General features: G+C 68.5%; 25 protein-coding genes. 19 read left to right on the top strand and 6 right to left on the bottom strand.

Annotation, left to right across the window (positions count from 1 at the left end):
- The first annotated feature begins 89 nt into the window (after window positions 1-89).
- The 6 genes from VGE49_RS09045 to VGE49_RS09070 all read left to right on the top strand — a co-directional run bounded on the left by VGE49_RS09045 (window position 90) and on the right by VGE49_RS09070 (window position 7,930).
- Window positions 90-1,871: an acyl-CoA dehydrogenase C-terminal domain-containing protein gene (locus VGE49_RS09045; protein ID WP_331034230.1), complete on the top strand. Its 1,782-nt coding sequence runs from the start codon at window positions 90-92 to the stop codon at window positions 1,869-1,871.
- Between the two features lie 113 nt (window positions 1,872-1,984).
- A complete protein-coding gene (locus VGE49_RS09050; protein ID WP_331034231.1) occupies window positions 1,985-3,148 on the top strand; it encodes an acyl-CoA dehydrogenase family protein in 1,164 nt (387 codons plus the stop codon).
- A 30-nt stretch (window positions 3,149-3,178) separates the two neighbouring features.
- Window positions 3,179-4,066, top strand: a complete 888-nt coding sequence (locus VGE49_RS09055; protein ID WP_331034232.1) for a bestrophin family protein — start codon at window positions 3,179-3,181, stop codon at window positions 4,064-4,066.
- Between the two features lie 48 nt (window positions 4,067-4,114).
- Window positions 4,115-4,834, top strand: coding sequence for a 16S rRNA (uracil(1498)-N(3))-methyltransferase (locus VGE49_RS09060; protein ID WP_331034233.1), 720 nt, complete (start codon window positions 4,115-4,117; stop codon window positions 4,832-4,834).
- A 69-nt stretch (window positions 4,835-4,903) separates the two neighbouring features.
- Entirely contained in the window at window positions 4,904-6,265 is a 1,362-nt protein-coding gene (locus VGE49_RS09065) for a glutamate--cysteine ligase (protein WP_331034234.1), read from the top strand.
- 90 nt (window positions 6,266-6,355) lie between these two features.
- Window positions 6,356-7,930, top strand: a complete 1,575-nt coding sequence (locus tag VGE49_RS09070; RefSeq protein WP_331034235.1) for an ATP-binding protein — start codon at window positions 6,356-6,358, stop codon at window positions 7,928-7,930.
- Window positions 7,931-7,932: 2 nt separating this feature from the next.
- On the opposite strand, the gene VGE49_RS09075 is transcribed toward VGE49_RS09070, so the two are convergent.
- Window positions 7,933-8,724: a TSUP family transporter gene (locus tag VGE49_RS09075; protein ID WP_331034236.1), complete on the bottom strand. Its 792-nt coding sequence runs from the start codon at window positions 8,722-8,724 to the stop codon at window positions 7,933-7,935.
- Between the two features lie 189 nt (window positions 8,725-8,913).
- On the opposite strand from VGE49_RS09075, the gene VGE49_RS09080 reads away from it, so the two are divergent.
- The 7 genes from VGE49_RS09080 (at window position 8,914) to VGE49_RS09110 (ending at window position 14,149) form a co-directional block, all read left to right on the top strand.
- A complete protein-coding gene (locus tag VGE49_RS09080) occupies window positions 8,914-9,312 on the top strand; it encodes an acetyltransferase (protein WP_331034260.1) in 399 nt (132 codons plus the stop codon).
- Between the two features lie 90 nt (window positions 9,313-9,402).
- A complete protein-coding gene (locus tag VGE49_RS09085; RefSeq protein ID WP_331034237.1) occupies window positions 9,403-10,152 on the top strand; it encodes a DUF72 domain-containing protein in 750 nt (249 codons plus the stop codon).
- 77 nt (window positions 10,153-10,229) lie between these two features.
- Window positions 10,230-11,300, top strand: a complete 1,071-nt coding sequence (locus VGE49_RS09090; protein ID WP_331034238.1) for an NAD(P)-dependent alcohol dehydrogenase — start codon at window positions 10,230-10,232, stop codon at window positions 11,298-11,300.
- 100 nt (window positions 11,301-11,400) lie between these two features.
- The gene (phbB, locus tag VGE49_RS09095) at window positions 11,401-12,126 is read left to right on the top strand and encodes an acetoacetyl-CoA reductase (protein WP_331034239.1); all 726 of its coding nucleotides are present in this window, start codon (window positions 11,401-11,403) and stop codon (window positions 12,124-12,126) included.
- Between the two features lie 48 nt (window positions 12,127-12,174).
- Window positions 12,175-13,002: a DUF4908 domain-containing protein gene (locus tag VGE49_RS09100; protein ID WP_331034240.1), complete on the top strand. Its 828-nt coding sequence runs from the start codon at window positions 12,175-12,177 to the stop codon at window positions 13,000-13,002.
- Window positions 13,003-13,060: 58 nt separating this feature from the next.
- Window positions 13,061-13,312: a hypothetical protein gene (locus tag VGE49_RS09105; RefSeq protein ID WP_331034241.1), complete on the top strand. Its 252-nt coding sequence runs from the start codon at window positions 13,061-13,063 to the stop codon at window positions 13,310-13,312.
- A gap of 525 nt (window positions 13,313-13,837) precedes the next feature.
- The gene (locus tag VGE49_RS09110) at window positions 13,838-14,149 is read left to right on the top strand and encodes a YdeI/OmpD-associated family protein (RefSeq protein ID WP_331034242.1); all 312 of its coding nucleotides are present in this window, start codon (window positions 13,838-13,840) and stop codon (window positions 14,147-14,149) included.
- Here the strand turns inward: VGE49_RS09110 and gloB are convergent.
- A complete protein-coding gene (gene gloB / locus VGE49_RS09115; protein ID WP_331034243.1) occupies window positions 14,146-14,874 on the bottom strand; it encodes a hydroxyacylglutathione hydrolase in 729 nt (242 codons plus the stop codon). The genes VGE49_RS09110 and gloB overlap by 4 nt on opposite strands.
- A gap of 117 nt (window positions 14,875-14,991) precedes the next feature.
- Between gloB and VGE49_RS09120 the strand changes: the two genes are divergently transcribed.
- The 5 genes from VGE49_RS09120 (at window position 14,992) to VGE49_RS09140 (ending at window position 19,611) form a co-directional block, all read left to right on the top strand.
- On the top strand, window positions 14,992-15,762 hold the full coding sequence (locus tag VGE49_RS09120) for a class I SAM-dependent methyltransferase (protein WP_331034244.1): 771 nt from the start codon (window positions 14,992-14,994) through the stop codon (window positions 15,760-15,762).
- Between the two features lie 10 nt (window positions 15,763-15,772).
- Complete coding sequence (locus tag VGE49_RS09125) at window positions 15,773-16,270, top strand: SixA phosphatase family protein (protein ID WP_331034245.1); 498 nt, start codon at window positions 15,773-15,775, stop codon at window positions 16,268-16,270.
- Entirely contained in the window at window positions 16,267-16,623 is a 357-nt protein-coding gene (locus VGE49_RS09130; RefSeq protein ID WP_331034246.1) for a DUF952 domain-containing protein, read from the top strand. The genes VGE49_RS09125 and VGE49_RS09130 overlap by 4 nt, the downstream gene beginning before the upstream one ends.
- A complete protein-coding gene (locus tag VGE49_RS09135; protein WP_331034247.1) occupies window positions 16,620-17,657 on the top strand; it encodes a quinone-dependent dihydroorotate dehydrogenase in 1,038 nt (345 codons plus the stop codon). The genes VGE49_RS09130 and VGE49_RS09135 overlap by 4 nt, the downstream gene beginning before the upstream one ends.
- Before the next feature lie 67 nt (window positions 17,658-17,724).
- Entirely contained in the window at window positions 17,725-19,611 is a 1,887-nt protein-coding gene (locus VGE49_RS09140) for a response regulator (RefSeq protein WP_331034248.1), read from the top strand.
- Here VGE49_RS09140 and VGE49_RS09145 read toward each other — a convergent pair.
- Both VGE49_RS09145 and VGE49_RS09150 read right to left on the bottom strand, forming a co-directional pair.
- A complete protein-coding gene (locus tag VGE49_RS09145; protein ID WP_331034249.1) occupies window positions 19,563-20,018 on the bottom strand; it encodes a very short patch repair endonuclease in 456 nt (151 codons plus the stop codon). The two genes, VGE49_RS09140 and VGE49_RS09145, sit on opposite strands and share 49 nt — an antisense overlap.
- Before the next feature lie 23 nt (window positions 20,019-20,041).
- Complete coding sequence (locus VGE49_RS09150; RefSeq protein WP_331034250.1) at window positions 20,042-20,530, bottom strand: peroxiredoxin; 489 nt, start codon at window positions 20,528-20,530, stop codon at window positions 20,042-20,044.
- A 149-nt stretch (window positions 20,531-20,679) separates the two neighbouring features.
- On the opposite strand from VGE49_RS09150, the gene VGE49_RS09155 reads away from it, so the two are divergent.
- A complete protein-coding gene (locus tag VGE49_RS09155) occupies window positions 20,680-21,249 on the top strand; it encodes a YqgE/AlgH family protein (RefSeq protein ID WP_331034251.1) in 570 nt (189 codons plus the stop codon).
- A gap of 4 nt (window positions 21,250-21,253) precedes the next feature.
- Here VGE49_RS09155 and VGE49_RS09160 read toward each other — a convergent pair whose 3' ends face one another.
- Both VGE49_RS09160 and VGE49_RS09165 read right to left on the bottom strand, forming a co-directional pair.
- Window positions 21,254-22,921 carry a putative bifunctional diguanylate cyclase/phosphodiesterase gene (locus VGE49_RS09160; RefSeq protein WP_331034252.1) on the bottom strand — a complete coding sequence of 556 codons (1,668 nt, stop codon included), beginning with the start codon at window positions 22,919-22,921 and terminating at the stop codon, window positions 21,254-21,256.
- Window positions 22,918-23,541, bottom strand: a complete 624-nt coding sequence (locus tag VGE49_RS09165) for a GNAT family N-acetyltransferase (protein ID WP_331034253.1) — start codon at window positions 23,539-23,541, stop codon at window positions 22,918-22,920. The genes VGE49_RS09160 and VGE49_RS09165 overlap by 4 nt, the downstream gene beginning before the upstream one ends.
- Between the last annotated feature and the right edge of the window lie 17 nt (window positions 23,542-23,558).

Genomic DNA, 23,558 nt, shown 5'->3' on the forward strand with positions numbered 1-23,558 from the left:
CTGCCGGGGGCGGACGAATACGCCAACCTGCTGAGCGAACGGCTCAACCCCGACAATCAATTCCAGCCCTTCAAAGCGAGAGCCTGATCATGGCCTACAAGGCGCCTGTCCGCGACCTGTCCTTCGTCCTGCACGACGTGCTGGAGGTCGAACGCTACGCCAACCACTTCGCCGACGCCGATCTGTCGCGCGACCTGATCGACCAGATCATCGAGGAAGGCGGCAAGTTCGCCGAGGAGGTCATCGCCCCGATCAACCGTCCGGGCGATCAGGAAGGCTGCACCATCGAGGGCGACGTGGTGACCACGCCCAAGGGCTGGAAGGAAGCCTATCACCAGATGGTCGAGGCCGGCTGGACCAGCCTGGCCTTCGGCACGGAATACGGCGGCCAGGGCCTGCCCTCCATCGTGTCGATGGCGGTGGGTCAGTTCACGGCGGCGGCCTCGGCGGCCTTCTCCATGTATCCGGGCCTGACGGCGGGCGCCTATCACGGCATCGAAGCCTCGGCCTCGGACGAACTGAAGCAGACCTACCTGCCCAAGATGGCGACCGGCGAGTGGACCGGCACCATGAACCCGACCGAGCCGCAGTGCGGCACCGACCTGGGCATGGTCCGCACCAAGGCCGTGCCGAACGGCGACGGTTCCTATTCCATCACCGGCCAGAAGATCTGGATCTCGGCCGGCGAGCACGACTTCGCCGACAACATCATCCACACGGTCCTGGCCCGCGTCGAAGGCGCGGTTCCGGGCATCAAGGGCCTGTCCCTGTTCGTGGTGCCGAAGTTCCTGGTGAACGCCGACGGCTCCATCGGCGAGCGCAACGGCGTGTCCTGCGCCGGCCTCGAGCACAAGATGGGCATCCACGGCAACGCCACCTGCGTCATGGCTTATGAGAACGCCAAGGGCTGGCTGATCGGCGAAGAAGGCCGGGGCATGAACAACATGTTCGTAGTCATGAACGAGGCCCGCCTCGGCACCGGCCTGCAAGGCCTGGCCATCGGCGACGCCGCCTATCAGGCCGCCGTCGAGTTCGCCAACGACCGCCTGCAGGGCCGCGCCCTGACCGGCGCCAAGAACCCGGACGGCCCGGCCGACCCCATCATGGTCCACCCCGACGTGCGCCGGATGCTGCTGGAATCCAAGGCCTTCGTCGAAGGCGGCCGCGCCTTCATCCTGTGGACCGCCCTGCAAGCGGACCTGCAGAAGTCCTCGGACGAGGCCACGGCCACCAAGGCCAAGGATTACATGGGCCTGATCACGCCGGTCCTGAAAGCCTACCTGACCGACAAGGGCTTCCACGTCGCCTCGCTGGCCATGCAGGTCCACGGCGGCTCGGGCTATACCGAGCACTTCCCCGCTTCGCAGTATCTGCGCGATGCCCGCATCACCATGATCTATGAGGGCACCAACGGCATTCAGGCCCTGGACCTGGTGGGCCGCAAGCTGCCGTCCAACGGCGGCCGCGCCATCATGAGCTGGTTCGCCGACATCGACGCCTTCGTCGGCGAGAACGGCGCCGACGAGGCCATCAAGCCCTTCGTCGACGGCCTGGCCGACACCAAGAAGAAGCTGCAGGACGGCACCATGTGGCTGATGCAGAACGGCATGGCCAACCCGGACAACGCCGCCGCCGCCTCGACCGACTATCTGCACATCTTCGGCCTGACGGCCCTGGCCTATATGTGGGCGCAGATGGCGAAGTCGGCGTCGGCCAAGATCGCCGCCGGCGACACCGATCCCTACTATGTGACCAAGCTGCAGACCGGTCAGTACTTCGTCGAACGCATCCTGCCCGACGCGGGCGCTCACCTGGCCAAGCTGAAGACCGGCGCCGAGGTGCTGATGCAGATGCCCGCCGAGGCGTTCTGATCCACCACTGACGATCAGGGCCTCTCTCGCGAACGCGAGGGAGGCCCTTTCTCTATCGACCGCGCCCAGACGACCGCCAGAGTCCGAACCGCGCACCAGCAGGAAACGCGACCATGAACGTGCTCAACGTCCCCGAACCCGACTTCATGCAGGACGAGGAGATCGTCCTCTTCTCCGACAGCGTCGGCAAATGGATCGACGAGCACGCCCCGCCCGAGAAGTTCCAGCAGTGGATCGCTGAGTCGTCGGTGCCGCGCCAGCTGTGGAACGACGCGGGCGAGGCCGGTCTGCTGGGCCTCAGCCTGCCCGAGGAAGACGGCGGCTTCGGCGGCGACTATCGCCATGAGGTCGTGCTGATGCGCCAGCTGGGCTGGAAGGGCGCGGACCACTTCGGCATCTCGCTGCACAACGCCATCGTCATGCCCTACATCTGGCACTACGGCACAGCCGAGCAGAAGGCGCGCTGGCTGCCGCGCCTGGCCTCGGGCGAACTGGTCGGCGCCATCGCCATGACCGAGCCAGGCGCCGGCTCCGACCTGCAGGGCGTCAAGACCACCGCCGTCAAATCCGGCGACCACTATGTCCTGAACGGCTCGAAGACCTTCATCACCAACGGCCAGCTGGCCAACTTCATCATTGTCGTCGCCAAGACCGACCCGGCCGAGGGCGCCAAGGGCACGTCGCTGATCGTGGTCGAAACCGACGGGGCCGATGGCTTCGAGCGCGGCCGCAACCTGCACAAGATCGGCATGGAGGCCAACGACACCTCCGAGCTCTTCTTCAATGACGTGAAGGTCCCGCTGGACAACGTCATCGGCGGCGGCGAGGGCCAGGGCTTCGTCCAATTGATGCAGCAACTGCCGCAGGAGCGTCTGAACATCGCCGTTCAGGGCGTGGCCGCCGCCGAGCGCGGGCTGGAGGCGACGCTGGACTACGTCAAGCAGCGCAAGGCCTTCGGCAAGCGGGTGATCGACTTCCAGAACACCCAGTTCAAGCTGGCCGAGGTCAAGACCAAGCTGACCGTGGCCAAGGTCTTCGTCGACCACTGCATCGGCCTGCACCTCAAGGGCCAGCTGGACGCCGCCACCGCCTCCATGGCCAAATACTGGGTCACGGACATCCAGGGCGAGACCATCGACGAGATGCTGCAGCTCTTCGGCGGCTACGGCTACATGAACGAATATCCGATCGCCCAGCTCTACAAGGACGCCCGCGTCCAGCGCATCTACGGCGGCACCAACGAGATCATGAAGCTGCTGATCGCGCGCACCCTGTAAAGCCGACCGCCGGGGCGGTATGGGAGGGCCATGATCGTCCGCTCCCGCCCCGGCCCGCTGGAAATCCTGTTCGCACTGAATGGATCCATCCTGCCGCGCGTGGTCGGGCGGCTGGGCCTGACGGTCGCCATCACCGTGGCGGCGGTGCTGCTGCACCGCGCCCGGCCCGACCTGCCGGTGCATCTGGCGGCGGCGCCCTTCGCCCTGATCGGGCTGGCGCTGTCCATCTTCATGAGCTTCCGCAACAACGCCTGCTATGACCGCTGGTGGGAAGCGCGCAAGCTGTGGGGCGAACTGATCATCGCCGTCCGCTCCTTCATCCGTCAGACGGCCCTGCTGCCCGAGGAGCGTCGCACGCCCATGCTGAACGGGGTCGGCGGCTTCGTCTTCGGCCTGGCCGCGCGGCTGCGCGACCGCGACGAGACCGGCGAGATCGCCCGCTGGACGCCCGTCGGGCCCGCGCCCCACGCCACCGACGCCGCGCTGACATCGGTGGGCCGCCAGTGCGCCGAACTGCTGCGCGACGGCCTGATCGACCCGATTCGCTATTCAGTGCTGGAAACCCGCCTGACCGAGATGAGCCATGTTCTGGCCGGTTGCGAGCGCATCAAGACCACGCCCCTGCCCTTCGCCTACGCCCTGCTGCTGCACCGGACGGCCCATGCGTTTTGCCTGATGCTGCCCTTCGCCCTGGCGCCGGCGCTGGGGTGGTGGACGATGGCGGTGTCCCTGCTGGTCGCCTACACCTTCTTCGGGCTTGATGCGCTTGGCGACGAACTGGAAGACCCCTTCGGCGACGATCCCAACGACCTGCCGCTGGACGCCATGAGCCGGATGCTGGAACGCGAACTGCGCCACGCCCAGGGCCACGCCGACCTGCCCCCCGTCTGGCCCGCCCAGCGCGACCGGCTGAGCTGACGCGGCTCGGCGCGTGACGCAGGCCCGCGCGCCCGCTAAATCCCCGGCATGATCCGTTTGCACGTTCAGGGCGACCTCGCCCCCGGCCTCGCCGTCGCTCCGACCCTCGACCAGTCGCGCTATCTGACCCAGGTGATGCGGCTGAAGGCGGGCGACGACCTGCTGGTCTTCAACGGTCGGGACGGCGAATGGCGCGCCAGCGTGGCCGAGGTGCTGAAGAAGGGCGTCATCCTGCGCGCCGAGGAACAGGCGCGGCCGCAAGCCTACGGCCCCGACCTGGAGCTGATCGTCGCCGTGGTGAAGAAGGCCCGGATCGAAACCATCGTCGAGAAGGCGACCGAACTGGGCGCCGCCCGCGTCCGTCTGGTCCTGACCCACCGCACCAACGCCGACCGCCTTCGCCTCGATCGTCTGGACGCCATCGCCGAGGAGGCCGCCGAACAGACCGGGCGTCTGGACGTGCCCCTGGTCGATGATCCGGTGAAGCTGGACGCCCTGCTGGACGGCTGGGACGCATCGCGCCGCCTGATGTTCTGCGACGAGACGGGCGGCGCGCCCGCCGTGTCGGCTCTGGCTGCTACGGGCGAAGGTAAATGGGCCATTCTGATCGGTCCCGAGGGCGGCTTCTCGCCCGAGGAAGGCGAGCGTCTGCGGGCCCTGCCCATCACCACCGCCGTCTCTCTGGGCCCACGCATCCTGCGCGCCGACACCGCCGCCATCGCCGCCCTGACCCTGTGGCAGGCGGCTGTCGGCGACTGGGAACGCTAGAAGTTTGCACGCCCCCTCTTGAGCGGGGCCTTATCCTCGCCCATCTAGCCGCGACAGCAGGGGTTACAGATGACCGACACGGCGCCGCTTTCAAAAGAGCAACTGATCCACGCCATGTCGAAGGGCGAGAAGCCCAAGGACCAGTGGCGCATCGGCGCCGAGCACGAGAAGTTCGGCTTCGACAAGTCCACCCTGCGCCGACCCGCCTATGAGGGCGACAACGGCATCCTGGCCATGTTGACCGGCCTGCAACGCTTCGGCTGGTCTCCGGTCGAGGAAGCCGGCCACGTCATCGCCCTGGAACGCAAGAACGCCGAGGGCTTCACCGCCTCGATCAGCCTGGAGCCGGGCGGTCAGTTCGAGCTGTCGGGGGCGCCGCTTCAGACCATCCACGACATCTGTTCGGAAACCGGCCAGCACCTGATGGAGGTCAAGCAGGTCGCGGACCAGCTGAATCTCGGCTTCCTCGGCGCCGGTTTCGACCCCCTATGGCGGCGCGAGGACGTGCCGGTCATGCCCAAGGGCCGCTACGGCATCATGCGCGCCTATATGCCCAAAAAGGGCTCTCTGGGCCTCGACATGATGCTGCGCACCTGCACCATCCAGGCCAATCTCGACTTCGACTCAGAAGCCGACATGGTCATGAAGTTCCGCACCTCGCTGGCGCTGCAGCCCATCGCCACCGCCCTGTTCGCCTGTTCGCCCTTCACCGAGGGCAAGCCCAACGGCTTCTTGTCGGCGCGCGCCAACGTCTGGACCGACACCGATCCGGACCGCACCGGCATGCTGGACTTCGTCTTCGCCGAAGGCTTCGGCTACGAACGCTACGCCGACTATGCGCTGGACACGCCGATGTATTTCGCCAAGCGCGGCGAGACCTATGTCGATCTGTCGGGCCAGTCGTTCCGCAAGTTCATGATCGAGGGGCTGGACGCCCTGCCCGGCGAACGCGCCACCGAGAAGGACTGGGCCGACCACCTGACCACCCTCTTCCCCGAAGTGCGGCTGAAACAGTATCTCGAGATGCGCGGCGCCGACGGCGGTCCGTGGAGCCGCATCTGCGCCCTGCCCGCCCTGTGGGCCGGCATTCTCTATGACGCGCCGTCTTTGGCCGCCGCCTGGGACCTGTGCAAGGACTGGGACATCGCCGACCATGAGCGCCTGCGCCGCGACGTCACCCGTCTGGGCCTCAAGGCCGAGGTAGCGGGCCGCAGCGTGCGCGACGTGGCCGTCGACCTGGTCGAAATCGCCAAGCACGGCCTGAAGAACAGGGCCCGCTTTTCGGGCGGCATGGTCGATGAGCGCGGCTATCTGTCGGAACTGGAAGACATCGCCGACAGCGGCGTCACCCCCGCCGACCGCCTGCTGGAGCTCTATCACGGCGACTGGCAGGGCGACGTCAGCCGCATCTATCGCGACTTCGCCTACTGAGCGGCCCCGCCCCGCGATCTCGTCACACCTTGGAAATGCGACCTTAACCGGCCCCGTCTAGAAACGGCGGCGTGTACGTAAGGATCGCCCATGACTTTCGCCCCGGCCGCCGCTCCACCGCTGACGGGAAAACCGCAGCCGGCGCGCGACGAGGCCGCAGACCTGGCGACCTTCTTCGACGTCTCGCTGGACCTGCTGGTCATCCGCGATCTGCAAGGCGTCATCGTCCGGGTCAGCGCCTCCTGGGCGGCGATCCTGGGCTATGAGCCGCAAGACCTGATCGGCCTGGCCATCCTGACCCTGGTTCATCCCGACGACCTGCCCGCCACCCTGGACAGCGTCGCCGAGGTCGAGACGCGCCGGCACGGCGATCCGGTGAGGGGCCACGTCAACCGCTACCGCCACCGCGACGGCCACTATGTCACTCTGGAATGGCGAGCGCAGAAGTTCGGCGACCGCATCTACGCCGTGGCCCGCGACGTGACCGCCAAGATCGCCGCCGAAACGGCCCTGATCGAGGCCAAGGCCGCCGCCGAGGCGGCCAACCGCGCCAAGTCCGACTTCCTGGCCAACATGAGCCACGAGATCCGCACGCCCCTGAACGGGGTCATCGGCATCATCGACGCCCTGTCGCGCACGCCGCTGTCGCCGGATCAGGCCGAGATGGTCGAGCTGATCGGCGCCTCGGGGGTGACGCTGGAGCGGCTGGTTTCGGACATGCTGGACGTGTCGCGTATCGAGGCCGGCAGGCTGGAGCTGGAGTTGCGTCCCTTCGACCTGGACGAGGCCCTGGCCGCGACGCTCGAAACCCTGCGACTGCGGGCCGAGGCCAAGGGGCTGACCTTCCGCGTCGAGCGCCCGGCCCATGTGCGCGGAGCCTTCGTCGGCGACAGCGTCCGTATCGGCCAGATCCTGGCCAATCTGCTGTCCAACGCCGTGAAATTCACCGCCGAGGGCTCCGTCTCCGTCCGCTTCGCCCTGAGCGAAGAGGATTGCGCCCCGACCCTGTTGTCGTTCGAGGTCGAGGACACCGGCGTGGGCTTCGACGCCGACCACGCCGCCCGCCTGTTCCAGCGGTTCAGCCAGGCCGACAGCAGCATCACCCGCCGCTTCGGCGGCACGGGACTGGGCCTGTCGATCTGCCGGTCCCTGGCCGAGATGATGGGCGGGCGGATCGAGGGGGATTCGACGCCGGGCGTGGGCAGCCGCTTCCGCGTCGAGCTGCCCCTGCCCCGCGCCGACGACTTTGCCGCGCGCGACCTCGCCGCCGTTACCGCCCTGCCGCGCCCCCTGCGCGTCCTGCTGGCCGAGGACCATCCGGTCAACCAGCGCCTGGTCCAGCTGATCCTGGCCGAGCATGTGACGGAACTGGCCATCGTCGACGACGGCGCCCAGGCCGTCGCCGCCTTCGAGGCCCGGCCGTTCGACGTGGTGCTGATGGACATGCAGATGCCCGGCATGGACGGGCTGACGGCGACCCGCGCAATGCGCGCCGTCGAGGCGGCCCGACCAGCGACCCCGCGCACCCCGATCCTGATGCTGAGCGCCAACGCCATGACCGAGCACCGCGACAGCGCCCGCGCCGCCGGCGCCGACTTGCATCTGGCCAAACCCGTCACCGCCCGCGACCTGCTGACAGCCCTGGCCATGCTGGTTCCGGACTGAGCCTAGATCAGCCAGCCGGCCACGACGACCCGCAGCGGGTTGGCCGGGTCGGACAGCAGCCGCACGGTGATGGCCAGGGAGATGACCACCAGCAGGGGCCGGATCAGGCGCGGCCCGAACCGCATCGCCGCGTGCGAGCCCAACCGCCCGCCGATGAACTGCCCCACGGCCATGATCCCGGCCAGGGCCCAGACCACATGGCCGCCCGCCGCCAGCACCACGATGCCGACGACGTTGCTCATCAGGTTCAGGGCCTTGGTGTGGGCCGTGGCCCGCGTCAGCCCCATGCCCAGCAGCATGACCAGGCTGAGAGCGAAGAAGGAGCCTGTGCCCGGCCCGAAGAAGCCGTCGTAGAAGCCGATCCCGCCCGCCACGAAGGCGTAGGCCAACGGCGTCAGCCGGGCGTGGGCGTCCTCGTCCGAGGCCCTGGGGCCGAACAGGAAATACAGCGCGATGCCGATCAGCAGCACCGGCAGCAGGATCATCAGCCACCGCGAGTCCACCAGAGTCACGGCGAACGCCCCCAGCCCCGCCCCGACGCCGACCAGGGCCAGAGGCCAGCGGATCAGGCGGAAATCCACGCGGCCCTTGCGCCAGAAGTTCCACAGGGCCGAGGCCGTGCCGACGCTGCCCTGCACCTTGTTGGTGGCGATGGCCGCCACCGGGTTCAGCCCGACCGACAGCAGGGCCGGCAAGGAGATCAGCCCCCCGCCGCCGGCGATGGCGTCGATAAAGCCGGCGATCACCGACGCGAGGCCCAACAGGGCGATGATCTCAGGCGTCAGTTCCGGCACGCGCACAACACTCCCACGACGGCGGCGCTATAGACTGGAGGGGCGGCTTTCGCCACCGCAACCGTCGTCGTGCTGACGGGCCATGAAGGCTATGTCCGCCTTCGCGCCCATGGCGGGCGAAGGCCGCCATGGGTAAGACAGGGCATGTTAGCTTTTCGCCCTTCCAGCATTTCAGATTTTCCTCGCGTCATGGACATCTGGCGCGCGGCTGTCGACGCCACCCACGACTTCCTTGCCCCAGACGACCGTGATGCAATCGAGGCCGAGCTTCCTAGCTTTTTTCCGCAGGCGCCTCTGCTTCTTGCCGTCGATAGTTCTGATATGCCGCTCGGCTTCATGTTCTTGCATGAAGGGCATTTGGAGGCGCTTTTCGTTGCCCCCGATCAGCACGGCAAAGGTATTGGCAAAGCACTTGTCCACAAGGCCCTCACCGCTCACCCCGGCCTGACTGTCGATGTCAACGAGCAGAATCCGAAGGCCCTCGGCTTTTACGAACATCTAGGCTTCGAACGTATCGGGCGCTCTGCTCAGGATGGGCAAGGAAGGCCCTATCCACTCATGCATCTCCGGCGCCGAACCGATCGCTGAGGGGCTGCTTCCCACCCCGTTGCGAGTTCGCTCTCCGTAGCGAAAGCCGTCGATTCCTGCGATCAAGGGCGCTGGACAGGAGGCTCGGCCATGACAGGTTCCATCCACATCGGCGTCGGCGGCTGGACCTTCGAGCCTTGGCGCGGGGTCTTCTATCCCGAGGGCCTGACCCAGAAGCGCGAACTGGAGTTCGCCAGCCGGGCCCTGACCTCGATCGAGATCAACGGCACCTATTATTCGACCTTCAAGCCCGACAGCTGGATGAAGTGGCGCGACGAGACGCCCGCCGACTTCGTCTTCGCGGTCAAGGCCAGCCGGTTCTGCACCAACCGCAAGGTGCTGTCGGAGGGCGGCGAGAGCTTCGACCGCTTCCTGTCGCAGGGGCTGACCCTGCTGGGCGACAAGCTGGGCCCGATCAACTGGCAGTTCATGGGCACCAAGAAGTTCGACGCCGAGGACTTCGAGGGCTTCCTCAAGCTGCTGCCGAAAGAAAAGGACGGGGTGCGGCTGCGCCACGCGCTCGAGGTGCGCAATCCGACCTTCGCCTGTCAGGAATTCTATGATCTGGCGGCCAAGTACGGCGCGGCCATCGTCTATGCGGTCGATGACGAGGAGCCGACCTGGCCGCAGATCGACGAGGCCACCGCCGACTTCAGCTACGCCCGCCTGATGTCCAGCCGCGAGGACGAGCCGACCGGCATGACCTCGGACGAACTGGACGCCGTGGCGAAACAGGCGCGCGGCTGGGCTGAGCGCGGCGACGTCTTCGCCTACTTCATTTCGGGCGCCAAGGTGCGGAACCCGGCGGCCGCCCAGGCGCTGATCGCGAAACTGAAATAGCGGCCGGGCCGTCTTGCAGCGGCGCGGGGCGCGTCCCATCTGCGGCGCGCCTTCCCGCCCAGCTTGAGGACGTCCCCATGCCGATCGCCACCCGCGCCTTCGCCGCCACCGCCGCCGACCAGCCGCTGAGCCCCTACAGCTTCGAGCGCCGCGATCCCGGCCCGGACGACGTAGCCATCGAGATCAAGTACTGCGGCGTCTGCCACTCCGACCTGCATGTGGTCCACAACGACCTGGGCGGCACCCGTTACCCCATCGTGCCGGGGCACGAGATCGCCGGGGTGGTGACGGCGGTCGGCGCCAATGTCGTCCGCTTCAAGGCAGGCGACCGCGTCGGCGTCGGCTGCATGGTCGACAGCTGCCGCGTCTGCTCGTCGTGCCAGGCGGGCGAGGAGCAGTATTGCGTCCCCGGCATGACCCAGACCTACGGCTCGCCCGATCCCAAGGGCGAGGCGGTCGGCCAGATCATCACCCAGGGCGGCTATTCCGACCGCATCACGGTGGATCAGAACTACGTCCTGTCCATCCCCGACAGCCTGCCGCTGGACGCCGCCGCCCCCCTGCTTTGCGCGGGGATCACCACCTACAGCCCGCTGCGCCACTGGAAGGTCGGACCGGGGTCCAAGGTGGCGGTCGTCGGCCTGGGCGGCCTGGGCCACATGGCGGTCAAGCTGGCGGTCGCCATGGGGGCCGAAGTCACCGTCCTGTCGACCTCGGACCGCAAGCGCGCCGACGCCGAGCGCATGGGCGCCAAACACTTCCTGATCAACTCGGACAAGGACGCCATGAAGGCGGCGGCCGAGAAGTTCGACCTGATCATCAACACCGTCTCGGCCACCCACGAGATCGCCAGCCACCTGAACCTGCTGGCGCGCGACGGGACCATGGTCATGCTGGGCCTGACCACGGAAGGATTGCCGGTCTTCGCCATGCCCCTGCTGTGGCGTCGCCGCAGCGTCGCGGGCAGCCTGATCGGCGGGATCCGCGAGACCCAGGAGATGCTCGATTTCTGCGCCGCCCACGGCATCGTCTGCGACATCGAAACCATCGCCCCGCATCAGATCAACGAGGCCTATGCGCGGATGGAGAAGTCGGATGTCCGTTATCGCTTCGTCATCGATATGGCCCAGATTGATCGGGCCGCGTAACGGCGCCTTCTCCGGCAACGCTTGCCAAGCTAAAGCGTAGTCTCGAGGGTGGGGCGTCGTCGGCGACGGCGCCTCAAATCAAGGGACAGGGAAACGCATCATGGCGCGAGTGGCGTTGGTTACGGGAGGCACCCGGGGGATCGGCAAGGCGATCGTCCAGCGATTGAGGGAAGACGGCATGGCCGTCGCCGCTGGTTACTCCGGCAATGACGAAGCGGCGGCGGCGACCGCGCGCGAACTGGGCGTCATGGTGGTCAAGGGCAATGTCGGCTCGTTCGAGGACTGCGAGCGGGCCGTGCGGGAAGTCGAGGCCGAGCTGGGCCCCATCGACGTCCTGGTGAACAACGCCGGCATCACCCGCGACGGCTTCTTCCACAAGATGAGCGCCGATCAGTGGTCTGACGTGATCCGCGTCAACATGGACAGCGTCTTCAACATGACGCGCCAGGTGATCAACGGGATGCGCGACCGGGGCTTCGGCCGCATCGTCAACATCTCCTCGATCAACGGTCAGAAAGGCCAGATCGGCCAGACCAACTATTCTGCCGCCAAGGCCGGAATGATCGGCTTCACCAAGGCCCTGGCGCTGGAAAACGCCCGCAAGGGCGTCACCGTCAACTGCATCGCCCCCGGCTATATCGACACGGAAATGGTCGGCGCCATGGACCAGAAGGTGCTGGACGGCATCATCGCCCAGATCCCCGTCGGACGCCTCGGCAAGGGCGAGGAAATCGCCGACATGGTGTCCTGGCTGTCGGGCGAGCGTGCCGGATATGTCACAGGCTGCACCCTGTCGCTGAACGGCGGCCAGTACCTGGTTGGCTGAATCGGCTTTGCCTAAAATCCGCCGTTCGGGCGTTCCACGACTTCATTCATGATGGCTACGGTCGAGGTTGAGGCGGAGAATCCGCCATGCTTCGCCGTCCCGGCGCCGCGCGCCAGGGCGGTCGGAGGCGCACGCCTCGACCTGGCCGCCCTGATGATGCTGGCCGGCTGTCTCGCGGCGACCCCGGCCTCGGCCCAGCTGCGCTCCAACGTCCAGGTCGAACAGAGCCGGGTGATTCGCGACCAGTCCGTCACCCGCACCCTGCCGCCCCCCGGACGCTACGTGTCCGAGGCGGGTCAGAGCTTCATGCTGGACCGCGCCGGCTCCCTGACCCTGTTGCGGTTTGAACGCTCGACCGAGACCTGGGCCCTGCGCCCGTCCTCGGCCCCGCGCGGCGACACCATCTATCGCAACGACGCGGGCGAGCAGGTGCTGCGCGTCACGCCCTCGGGCGGCGTCACCGTCTATACGACGCGCAATCCCGGCGGCTCGCCGGTCTCCCTGGCCGGCCCCGCCGTCAGCCTGGAGCCGCCGACCCTCGGCCCGGTGCAGATGTTCAACCTGATGACCCGGCGCAGCGGCCTGGTCAGCGAGGCCATGGGGCGGCTGGTCCTGATCAACCTCGACGGCGACGAATCCGAAGCCCTGTGCATTGAGGCCCTGATCGTCACCACCGACGCGGTGATCCGCATCGCCCGCTCGCCCAGCGCCCGCCCCTTCCTCGAGCGCCTGCGCAGCATCACCATCATCGAAGGCCCGCGCGCCTCGGTCAGCTACGCCCGCGGCGACCTGCGCGTCGTGGTCGACCCCAAGCGCGGCATCGCCGGCCGCCCCTCCTCGGCCCGCGTCATCCGCGCGGTGATCCCGCAGGACTAGGACCATAGCGCCAAGGTCTTTGGTTGACCTGCGCCCCGAACAGGCCCCTTGACCGGGCATGACAAGCGAAACCGTCTACATCGTCCAGGCCTATGTTCAGGGCAAAGGCTCCGCCCTGCGGGCTGAACCCCAGGTCGGCTGCAAGGACGCCGAGGAAGCGCGCCGCAAGGCCGAGCGCCTGGCCCCACTGCGGCCCGGCGTCGTGGCCTTCTCGGTCTCGGCTGACACCGAACTGGGCGACTACGACGAAGAGCCGACGATCCTCTTCAAGGCCGGCCGACTGCCGCCGCCGTTCAGCGACGAGGGCTGAGGGCTAGGCCACGACTGGAAGCGGACCACACGAAGAACCGCGTTCGACCCATTGCTGCCCCTCAGGCAGAGGGTAAGATCGACGGAGATATCGAGGGGAACATGCTAAGCACGCTCGCACGTCGCTATCACCAGAGGCTTTGCCAAATCGGCGCGACCACGGATATTTCCCGACTGGCCTACGTCACACCCATTGCTTCTTTCCCTTGGTTGGTCGCCACACTTCCAAGCTTGGCCTTCGCGGCTCTCCAGTCCAACCCGGCGGCGAATGCTGTGTTTCGGTTCGCAGACCCTGAAGTTCTGAGATGGCTAGTGATCGCCGGGGTCGTTATACCGCTGTTGGGCATGGCCTATGCCAACATCACCATTTTCGTTTGCTGCTGTCGCGCCGAGATACAGCGGGACCGATAGCCAATGTCCTCTAACCACCCTTAGGCGACCCGCGCTTCACGACCGGCAGTGGACATTCTGTCGGCCCGCGAACAAGCTCTGAGGACGGCGACTGGCTGCATAACTCGGAGGCTTCATGGCGAGCGATTTTCCGCAGGGCGTCGTCCATGAGGCGGGCGCGGATCTTCAGGCGGCCTTGCGGGCGGATCCCGCGGTCTTCGACCTGTGGAAGGCCCTGACGCCGCTGGGGCGCAACGAGTTCATCTGCTGGGTGGAGGACGCCAAGCAGGCCAAGACGCGCCAGCGCCGGATCGAGCGCGCGGTCGAGGAACTGCTGGAGGGCAAGAAGCGCCCCTGCTGCTGGGTCGGCTGCATCCACCGCACCGACAAGGCGCCCAGCCGCTGGCAGCAGGCCGTCCTGATCGACGGAAAGGCGAAGGGCGCCTAACCCCGGAACCCGTCCTTGGCCGCGCGCCGGGCGGCGAAGTCGGCGGCGTCGGCGGCGCGCAGGAAGGGGTTGAAGCGGCGCTCCGTCGCCACCGTGGTCGGCACCGTCGGCTGACCGCGTTCGCGGGCGGCGAAGACGGCCTCGGCGTGGGTCCGCATCTCGGGCCGGTCGTCGAGGCTGAGGGCGAAGCGGGCGTTGGAGGCCGTGTATTCGTGGGCGCAATAGAGCGTGGTCGTTTCGGGCCAGGCGGCGATGCGGCTGAGACTGTCCCGCATCTGCTCGGCCGTGCCCTCGAACAGGCGGCCGCAGCCCAGGGCGAAGATGACGTCGCCGACGAAGGCCAGGTCGTCCTCGACCGCGCGATAGACGACGTGGCCCAGGGTGTGGCCAGGCGACAGCACCACCTCGAACGCGGTCTGCCCCAGCCGAACCACGTCGCCGTCGACCACGACGCGGTCCAGAGGCGCGGCGCGGCGCACCTCCTCGGGGCCCACGATCTCGCAGCCCGTCTCGGCCTTCAGCCGCTCGTTGCCGCCGGTGTGGTCGGGGTGCCAGTGGGTGTTGAGGATCAGGTCCAGCCGGCCCCAGCCCGACGCCTCGATCTCGGCCAGGACGGCCTCGGCGTCCGGCGTGTCCACGGCGGCGACCAGGCCCGTCGCCTCGTCGCGGATCAGGAAGCCGTAGTTGTCGGACAGGCAGGCGAACTGGCGCACGGTCAAGGTCATGAGCGCCATTCTAGCAGGCAAGTGAGCGGCGCGCGCCCATCAAGACCCGCTCATCCCCGCAGATGGATTGGAGGAGGAAGGGCCGACATTCCCCGCGATTTCAGCCATAATGCTCCTATGCGGCGCAGCATCGACGATCTTCGCACCTTCTACGGCGAGCCGACCGGCGCGCTGGTGCGGCGCATGCTGGCGCGACGTCTGGACGACGCCTGGGGCGAGGCCGAAGGCTGCGACGTTCTGGGCCTGGGCTACGCCACGCCCTGGCTGGACGGTTTCGTCGGGGCGCGGCGCGCCATCGCCGCCATGCCGGGCGCACAGGGCGCCGAACAGTGGGCGGCGGCGGGACGCAACCGCACCCTGCTGGTCGATGAAAGACGCCTGCCCTTCGCCGCCGGAACCTTCGACCGCATCCTGCTGGTTCATGCGCTGGAGGAAGCCGACGATCCCCTGGCCCTGCTGACCGAGGCGGTGCGGGCCCTGGCCCCGGCCGGACGGATCATCCTGGCCACGGCGGCGCGCGGCGGCCTGTGGGCGCGGGCCGAGACCACCCCCTTCGGTCATGGCCGCCCCTTCACCCGCAGCCAACTGGAGCGGCTGGTGCGCGAGGTGGGGCTGGAGCCCGCCGCCTGGTCCCAGGCCCTCTACGTCCCGCCGTGGCGGCCCATGCTGCCGCTGGCCGACGGACTGGAGCAGATCGGCCGCTGGGTCTTCCCCGGCGCGGCGGGCCTGATCATGCTGGAGGCCACGCGTCAGTCCTACGCCCGCATCCGGCCGCACGGCCTGGCCCAGGCGGTGCTGGCGGGACGCCCCGCCCTGACCCCCTCGCCCGCCTCGCGTGACCACGGACCGCCCGCCCATGCTCTGGTCGGCGAGCGCAAACGGCCTTAAGGCGAGCCCCATGCAGCGACTGATCATCATGCGCCACGCCAAGGCGGAGAAGAGCGCCCCGGGCGGCGACATCGACCGCCCCCTGTCCAGACACGGCAAGGACGACGCCCTGACCATGGGCCGGGCGCTGGCCGAACGCGGTCTGCGTCCCGACACCGCCCTGGTGTCCAGCGCGCGCCGCACGCACCAGACCTGGGACGCGGTCAGCGAAGCCATGGGCGACGTCGAGGTTCATCTTCTGCCCGCCCTCTACAACGCTTCGGCGGACACGCTGCGTCGCGCGGTCGAGGCCGCAGAGGACGAGGCCGGCTGCCTGCTGCTGGTGGCCCACAATCCCGGCGTGCACCAACTGGCGGTCGAATACCTGATCGAGAGCGCCGCCTCGCCCAGCGTTCTGGACAAGATGAGCGGCGGCTTCCCCACCGGAGCGGCGGCGATCTTCACCGTCGATGTCGCCGGTCGCCCTTCCTATGAGGGCTGGTTGACCCCGCACGATCTGGAAAAATGACCGACGCCCCGCCGACCACGGCTTTCAAGATCCTGAGCCGCGCCGACTGGCGTCTGACCCTGGCCGAGGGCGCCTATGACGGCTCGCCCGTCGATCACGCCGACGGCTATATCCACCTGTCCGCCGCCGACCAGTTGGCCGGAACCGCCGCCAAGCATTACGCAGGTCAGGACGACCTGATGCTGGTCGAGGTCGATCTGGAGGCCCTGGGCGAGACCCTGGTCTGGGAGCCGTCGCGCGGCGGCGCCCTGTTTCCCCATATCTACGGCCCCCTGCCCGTCGCGGCGACGCGCGGCGCGCGCGCCCTGGCGGTCAGCGCCGACGGCGACATGATCCTGAGCGAAAATCCATGAGCCTGACCGACCTCGGCGCCGTCATCCTGCGCCAGATGGATCCCGAGACTGCGCACCGGCTGGCCATCCGCGCGCTTCAGGTCACGCCCCTGCCCGCGCCGGGCGGCGACGATCCCATCCTGAAGACCCGCATCGCCGGCCTCGAGATGTCCAACCCCGTCGGCCTGGCCGCCGGGCTGGACAAGAACGGCGAGGCGCTGGAGGGCCTGTCGCGCCTCGGCTTCGGCGCGGTGGAATGCGGCTCGGTCACGCCGCGCACGCAACCGGGCAATCCCAAGCCGCGCCTGTTCCGCCTGTCCGAGGACCGAGCAATCATCAACCGCATGGGCTTCAACAACGAGGGGCTGGAGCCCTTCGCCGCGCGTCTGTCGCGCCGGCCCAGGCGCACCGCCATCGGCGCCAATCTGGGGGCCAACAAGGACACCGAGGACAAGGCGGCCGACTACGTGACAGGCCTCAATCGTCTGGCGGGTCTGGCCGACTATTTCACCATCAACATCTCCTCGCCCAATACGCCGGGCCTGCGCGCCCTGCAGGGGCGCGAGGCGCTGGACGACCTGCTGGGCCGGATCAACGAGGCCCGACCGGCCGAGGGCGCGCCCGTCTTCCTGAAGATCGCGCCGGACCTGATCGGCGAAGAGATCGGCATGATCGTCGAGGCCTCGATCGCGCATGAAATCGACGCCCTGATCGTGTCCAACACCACCCTGGAACGGCCGGCCTCGCTGAAATCCGCCTTCGCCGGCGAGGCCGGGGGTCTGTCGGGCGCGCCGCTCAAGCCCTTCGCCCAGAAGGCGCTGGAAGCCGCCGCAGAGGCCTCGGCCGGACGTCTGCCGCTGATCGCGGTGGGCGGCATCGAGAGCGGCGCCGACGCCTGGGCGCGCATCCGCGCCGGCGCCTCGGCGGTGCAGGTCTATTCCGCCCTCATCTACGAGGGGCCGGGTCTGATCGGGGCGATCAAGCGCGACCTGGCCGCGCGTCTGCGGGCCGAAGGCTTCGCCTCGCTGTCCGAAGCGGTCGGCGCGGGCCGTTGACGGAGCATTAGGGCAAACCGCGCATCATCCTCTCGATCGGCGGAACTCCGCCTGCTCGGAAGGACGCATGACGCAAACCGCCGCCGACGCCCTGACCGTATGGGCGCCCGCCATTCGCCAGCGACGCAAGTCGATGCTGCAACGCCTCGTCATGGGCGCGGCGACGGCGTTGGTGTTCAGTCCGGTGCTGGGCTGGGTGTTCAGCGCAGCCTGGCTGGCGGTCTATTTTCTGATCCAGTTCCTCGAGGCGGCGATCTTCGCACCCGTGGTCGCGGGCCGGATCAAGGCGCCGACCGGGTGGCGCGGACTGGCCGGCGACCTGGTGCTGGTCCTCAACGCCGGTTTCCTGGGCAGTCTGACCATCCCCTTGTGGCTGGTCGGCGGCCCGATGGGCGGCGTGGCGGCGGCCGTCTTCCTGTCGGCCGGCACGGTCAATTCGGTGGTCATGTCGTCAGGCTCAATGCGGGTCTTCGCCTGCACCGTGCTTCCGCAGCTGGCCTATCTGGCCGTCACGCCGCTGTTCATGATCCAGTGGGGCGCGCCGCCCCACTTCGTCACCGCCGTCGCCATCGGCGTCCTGTCCTACACCGTCTTCTGCCTGAACACGCGCCGTCATATCTTCCGCGTCGGCGTGGCTGAAAGCCGCGCGCGCCTGGACGCCGAGGTCAAGCGCGAAGAGGCGGAGACCGCCATGACGAACCGCAGCGCCTTCCTCGCGGCGGTCGGTCACGACCTGCGCACCCCGATCAGCGCCATCCTGACCGGCGCCAGCGAGCTCGAGAACGCCGCCAAGCCCGCCTCGGCGCGCCAGCAGATCGCCCTGATCACCGACGCCGGTCTGATGATGAAGGCCATGCTGGACGACCTTCTGGATCATGCTCGGCTCGACGCCGGGCGCATGAACGTCGAAAGCCGCGACTTCGACCTGCGGCAATTGCTGTCCCAGACGGCCCGCCTGTGGGCCGGCCCGGCGCGGGCCAAGGGTCTGCGCCTGCGCCTGGCGGGCGCCCGGACCTTGCCGCGCATGGTGCGGGGCGACGCCATGCGGCTGCGTCAGGTGCTGAACAACCTGATCTCCAACGCGATGAAATTCACCGAGGCGGGATCGATCACCCTGGGTCTTCAGGCCTGGCCGGACGAGCATGGCGCCCATGTGCTGTTGATCAACGTGGCCGACACGGGCCCCGGCATGAGCGCCGATCAGCTGGCCCGCCTGTTCACCCCCTACGACCAGACGACCGACGGCGTGGCCGCCCTCTACGGAGGATCGGGCCTGGGACTGGCGATCAGCCGCGATCTGATCCAGTTGATGGGCGGACGCCTGACCGTGCGCAGCGCGCCGGGCGAAGGCGCCGTCTTCACCATCTCCCTGGTCCTGCCGCGCGGTTCGAGCGCGGAGATCCAGACCGCCCTGACGCCCGAGGCGCGCGGTCTGGTCGCCAAGCCCCTGCCCCGCGCCGCGCCCGCCGCGCCGCCGACGCCGGAACCGGAGCTGCAACCGGAAGCCCTCGCCGGCGCGACCGCCGAGGACGCGCCCGCGTCGGACGGCGAGCGCCCGCTGCGGGTTCTGGTCGTGGACGACCACGCCATCAACCGGCGCGCCATCCAGTTGATCCTTCAATCGGTGGACTGCGAGATCGCCATGGCCGAGGATGGTCTAGCCGCGCTCCAGGCCTGTGAAGGCGCGCCCTTCGACGTCATCTTCATGGATGTGCGGATGCCCGAGTTGGACGGTCGCGAGACCACGCGTCGCCTGCGCGCGGCGGGCGGCGTCAACGCCGCGACCCCGGTCATCGCCGTCACCGCCGACACCGCGCCCGAGGACATCGCCGCCTGCACCGCCGCCGGCATGAACTATTTCGTGTCCAAGCCCCTGACGCCCGGATCCCTGCTGGGCGCCCTGTCTCAGGTGCTGAGCGAGGCCGCTGACGCCGCCGAGAGCGCGGCGGCCTGATCGTCCCTGATCTCGGCCAATAAGGCCTCCGCGAAACCAGGCTGACGCAGGCGACATTCCCACACGGTCAGCACCCGCCAGCCGGCGGCCGTCAGCTCCGCCTCGACACGGGCGTCGCGGGCGCGATTGCGTTCGATCTTGTTGCGCCAGTAGTCGGCGTTGGCCTGGGGCTTTCGCGCGCCGCGCGGGCAGTCGTGGCCGTGCCAAAAACAGCCGTGGACGAAGACGGCGACCTTGCGCCCCTTCATCACCACGTCGGGCCGTCCGGGCAGGCCGCAGCCGCCCAGACGGTAGCCGATCCCGGCGGCGCGCAGCATCCGCCGGACCTTCCATTCGGGCGCGGTATCGCGCCCCTTCACCCGGCGCATGACCGCGCTGCGTTTTTCCGGGGTGAAGACGTCCGTCATGGTTCAGCCCATGACAGACCGGATCAGAGCTGGGCCAGCAGGTGCTCGGCCGAGGACACCTTGAACTCGCCGCCCTGTTCGATGTTCAGCTGGTCGACCACGCCGTCCTTGACCAGCATGGAATAGCGTTGCGAACGCTCGCCCATGCCGAAACCCTTGGCGTCCAGGGCCAGGCCGACGCTGCGGGTGAAGTCGCCGTTGCCGTCGGCCAGCATGATGATGTCGTCCGTGCCGTTCAGGTCGTTGGCCTGGGCCCAGGCGCCCATGACAAAGGCGTCGTTGACCGACAGGCAGGCGACGGTGTCGATGCCCTTGGCGGCCAGGTCGGCGCGGTTATCGACATAACCCGGCAGGTGACGGGCCGAGCAGGTCGGGGTGAAGGCGCCCGGCACGGCGAACAGGGCCACGGTCTTGCCGGCGAACAGCTCGCTGGTGCTGACCGGCTTGGGGCCGTCGGCGGTCATGGTGGTCAGGGTCGCGTCGGGGATGCGGTCGCCGATCTGGATGGTCATGCGGAGGCTCCGGGCTGAAGGCCCGGGGAATCCGGGCGGCGTTCAACCGTCAGATAGAGAGCGTCGAGGCGATCGCCAAGGCGGGCCGCGTCGTCTCGACGCTTGCGCCGCATCTTGCGCCGGGGGCCTCATCCCCCGATGATAGGAACATGACCGCCTTCTCCCCCCTGACCGGGCGTCTTCTGGTGGCGATGCCGGGCATCGACGACGATCGCTTCCGCCACGCCGTCATCCTGATCTGCGCCCACGACGACGAGCACGCCATGGGGCTGCGGCTGGATCAGCCGGCGCCCGGCGTCTCGCTGTCCGAAGTGCTCAAGAAGCTGGACACGCCGGGCTCCGACGCCATGCAGGACCGCTCGGTGCTGATCGGCGGCCCGGTGGAGCGCGAACGCGGCTTCGTCCTGCACACTGACGACTGGGCCAGCGAGGACTCCACCCTGACCTTCGGCGACGGCCTGGCCATGACCGGAACGCGCGAGGCCCTGACGGCCATGACCGACGCCGAGGACGGGCCGCGCCAGTCCATCCTGCTGCTGGGCTACGCCGGATGGGGCGAGGGGCAATTGGAGGAGGAACTGGGCGAGAACGTCTGGCTGACCGCCGACGCCGATCCCGAGCTGATCTTCGACGCCGACTATCAGACCAAGTGGAGCCGGGCTCTGGCGGGACTGGGCGTCGACGCCGCCCGCCTGTCGGCCCAGAGCGGTCGAGCCTGACCCCTCAGGCCGACCGCGCCTTGATCGGCGCGGCGCCGTCAGCAAGGGATTCGTTCAGATAGACCTCGGCTTCCTGGGCCGGCAGGGCGGGCGCATAGCCGAAGCCCTGACCATAGTGGCAGCTGGCGTCCAGCAGCAGGCGCGCCAGACCGGCGTTCTCCACCCCCTCGGCGACGACCTCCAGCGACAGGTCGCGGCCCAGATTGACGACCGATTTGACGATCTTGGCCGAGCCTTCGTCCTTGTCCATCGTCAGAACGAAGTAGCGGTCGATCTTCAGCGTGTCGAAGGGCAGACGCGCCAGATACGACAGGGACGAGAAGCCGGTGCCGAAGTCGTCCAGCGCCAGGCTGGCCCCGGCCTCGCGCAACTGGGTCAGGACCTCGGCGGCGTGCGCCGTGTCGCGCATGATGTCGCCCTCGGTGACTTCCAGCTTCAGCGCGCCGCGCGGCAGGCCGGTCTCCTTGATGATGCGGGCCACGTCCTCGACCAGATGCGGCCGCTCGATCTCGCCGACCGACAGGTTGACGCTGCAGAACAGCTTGCCGGCGCTGGGGTGGCGCTGCAGCCATTCCGCCAGCTGGCGCGCCGCCTGGGTCATCATCAACAGGCCCAGTTCGTTCATCAGGCCCATTTCGTCGGCCAGCGTCAGGAACTCGTCCGGCGGCACCAGGCCGCGTCGGGGATGGCGCCAGCGCACCAGGGCCTCGAACCCGGCGACCGCGCCGCTATCGAGGTTGACGATCGGCTGATAGAAGGCCTCGATCTCGCCGCGCACGAAGGCGTTGCGCAGGTCCGCCTCCAGCGCCAGCCGCGACAGGCTGTCGGACTCCAGCGCCCGGCCATAGGCCGCCGCCCCGCCCCGCCCGGCCGACTTGGCCTGCTCGACCGCCAGTTCGACCCGACGCAGCAGTTCGGCGGGATCGGGTGCGTCCGGCCCGCCCTCGGCCGCGACGGCGCCGATGGATACGGTCGGGTAGATGTCGAAGCCGGCGACCCGCAGCGGCTGCTCCAGCGCCTCGCGCACCAGTTCGCTGGCCCCGGTGGCGCCGCGCCGCGTCAGGATGGCGAACTCGTCCTCGCCGATGCGGGCGGGCGAGCTGTCCTGGGCGAAGGCCCCTGACAATCGCGAGCCCAGCGCCGACAGCACCAGATCGGCGCGTTCATGCCCCAGAGCCTCGTTCAGACGACGCAGCCGGTCGACGTCGGCCACCACCAGTTCGTACTGCCCCGGCACGGCCAAGGTTTCGGCCGCGCGCACCAGAAAGGTGCGACGGTCCAGCAGGCCGGTCAGCGTGTCCCGGTCGGCGCCGGCGAACTTGGTCTCCAGCGCCACGACGCCGGCCGCGCGCAGGCCGTCCTCGAGCCAGACGCCACGCCACAGGCAGGTCTCGCAGCCGCGCATCCGCAGGCGCACGGCGATCTCGGTGCCTTCGGCCTGGGGCTTCAGCAGGCGGTCGGCCAGGGCGCGGTCTTGAGGCATGGCCAGGGCGGCGAAGGCGGCGCCCGAACATTCCGGCGCCAGCGGGCCGAGCCCCAGCGAGCGGGTCGCGCCGGTAAAGCGTATCTGGTCGTCGGCCGGGGTCCAGATCCACAAGGCGGCGTCGGCGGCGGCCAGCGCCTCGATCGCCGTCGTCGGGTCCCAGGCCAGTGCTCTGGATCGTGTGTTCAAAGCGTTTCCCGGATGCCAAGACTAGACGCGACCGGGTCAGGGACGAACTCGTCCTCGATGACGCCGAACAGCAGATGATCTGCCCATGCGCCGTTAATTTTCAAATAAGCTTTCGCCAATCCCTCGTGCCTGAAGCCGGCCTTTTCGAGGACGCGACGCGAAGCGTCGTTGGACGGCACGCAGGCGGCCTCAACCCGGTGCAACTTCAGCGTCCTGAAGGCGAAGCCCAGCATGGCCCGCGCCGCCGCCGTCCCCACGCCCCGCCCCGCATGGGGCTGGCCGACCCAGTAGCCGAGGGTTCCCGTCTCGGCCACGCCGCGCCGGATGTTCGATAGGGTCATAGCCCCCATCAGGGTCTCTTCATCAGGGTCGAAGATGAACAGGGGCCAGGCCGTGCCCAGCTCCATTTCTCGGGCATAGACGCCCAGACGCCGGCGAAACGCCGCCCGGGTCAGGTCATCCTCGGCCCAGGCGGGCTCCCACGGCTGAAGATAGTCGCGCGACCCACCGCGCAGTTCAGCCCATTCCGCATAGTCCGAAGGCCGCGGCGGACGCAGCAAGACCCCCTGTCCATGCAGGACGGGTCCGGTCGCCTCGGCCATCCAGTCGAACAGGGCCATGGCGGCAGATTAGCGCG

The sequence above is a fragment of the Brevundimonas sp. genome (assembly GCF_036405315.1).
Classification (GTDB): Bacteria; Pseudomonadota; Alphaproteobacteria; order Caulobacterales; family Caulobacteraceae; genus Brevundimonas.